The organism is Gemmatimonadales bacterium, assembly GCA_030697825.1.
Taxonomy (GTDB): Bacteria; Gemmatimonadota; Gemmatimonadetes; order Gemmatimonadales; family JACORV01; genus JACORV01.
Genome location: JAUYOW010000224.1, coordinates 1 through 1624 on the forward strand (window position 1 = coordinate 1; position 1624 = coordinate 1624).

The window sequence follows — 1624 nt, forward strand, 5'->3', positions numbered from 1 at the left end:
CCCGAAGGCCGGACGGTCATCTCTCTGGGATGGCGGTCGCCCGCCACCTCGTGCAGCCTACCCGCGGCTCACCGTTTCCGGTGTGGTCGGTCCGGGCCGGACCTCGCCGCCTATTTGGCCTTGCTCCGGCTGGGGGTTGCCGTGCCACGTCTGTTGCCAGACGCGCGGTGGGCTCTTACCCCACCGTTTCACCCTTACCTGCCTTGCGGCAGGCGGTCTGTTCTCTGTGGCCCTATCCGTCGCCTCACGGCGCCCAGGCGTTACCTGGCAGCCTGCCCTGGGAGCTCGGACTTTCCTCGGATCCCCGAAGGGACCCGCGACCGTCGCGCTCCGCCACGGTAATATAGCGGGCACAGCCGCACCGGCGCACCGGCGCACAGAAAACCACACCGTGCGGCGGTGCGCCGGTGCGCCGGTGCCCGCTATATCCGCAGGAAGCACCACTCCCTCGTGAGCGGCGTCCGGTTCATCTGCTCCCCGCGCGTCGCGGTGATCACGAGGTTGTTCGAGTGGTTGTAGCCGTACCCGCCCGCGGGGTTGTAGAGCCCGGGCTCGTTGGAGAACATCATCCCCGCCTGCATCACGGTCGGGTCCCCGAGGGAGACATACGGCGGCTGGTGTCCCTCCATACCGGCGCCGTGCGCGGGGCGGTGGTAGACGTACTGCTCCAGTCCGGCGCGTCTGGCGATCTCCAGCACCCGGCTCGCCACCTCTCGGCACTCCACGCCGGCCCGCGAGTGCTCCTGCTGCGCCAGCGTCATCTCCGTGTGCACGTCCCACATGCGCTGCTGCTCAGGCGTGATGGGGAGCACGTGACAGGCGCGGTAGCCCTCACCGCCGTAGCCGCCGATGCGCACCATGACGCCGCTGAACTGGATGGAGTGGCCTCGCTGGATGCGGGTCATGAAGAACTGGTTGGGATGGGGATACGCCGTCCCGACGCCGGTGCGACAGCCGCAGGAGACGGACACGCCCGCCGCGCTGAACGGTCGCCCGTCGTGGGGGATATCGTTCAACACCAGCTCGGTGCCGAAGCGCTCGGCCTCGTGGCGTACGTCGAAGTCGGTGGCGTTGGTGCCGCGGCGGAGGACGTAGTCCCGGCAAAAGGCCAGCATGCGATCGTGGTAGTCGATCGCCCGCTGGGTGAGGGCGACCTCCTCCGCCGTCTTGATCTCACGCATGCCGAGGGTGACCTGCGCGGCCGGAGTGAAGCGCGCGGCCGGCAACGCGTCCTGGAAGGTGCGGGCCTGGGTCGGGGCGGGCTCCCAGTCGAGCCCGATGTTCTTGGTGCCGAAACCGCGCCGGTCGAGGCTGCGCAGCATCCAGACCCAGAGGTTCAGGGTCCCGTTCCTGCCCTGCACGGTGCCGGACCGCGGATCGCCGTTGGACTCGGCCTGCGGGTAGTCGAAGTAGAACTCCGCGTCGCGCACCCACCACGACGAGACGACGTCGCGATCGAGCCCCGGCACGAACAGCGTGGGCTCACCTTCGCGGGGCACCCAGAGCGCTTCCGGCCGCTCGGTGGTCGTGTGGAAGTATCCGGTAGTGTAGACGATGTTCCACTGGTCGCGCAGGAGGATGCCGTCCAGTCCCATCTCGCCAAGCTTCGTCTGGAGCCGCGCGA

The 1624-nt window shown here is 68.9% G+C and carries 1 protein-coding gene and 1 other RNA gene; both read right to left on the reverse strand.

Annotation, left to right across the window (positions count from 1 at the left end):
• Window positions 1-11 precede the first annotated feature (11 nt).
• Window positions 12-325, reverse strand: an RNA gene (rnpB, locus tag Q8Q85_11700) — RNase P RNA component class A.
• 97 nt (window positions 326-422) lie between these two features.
• On the reverse strand, window positions 423-1624 hold a 1202-nt coding region (locus Q8Q85_11705; GenBank protein MDP3774919.1), incomplete at its 5' end, for a M24 family metallopeptidase.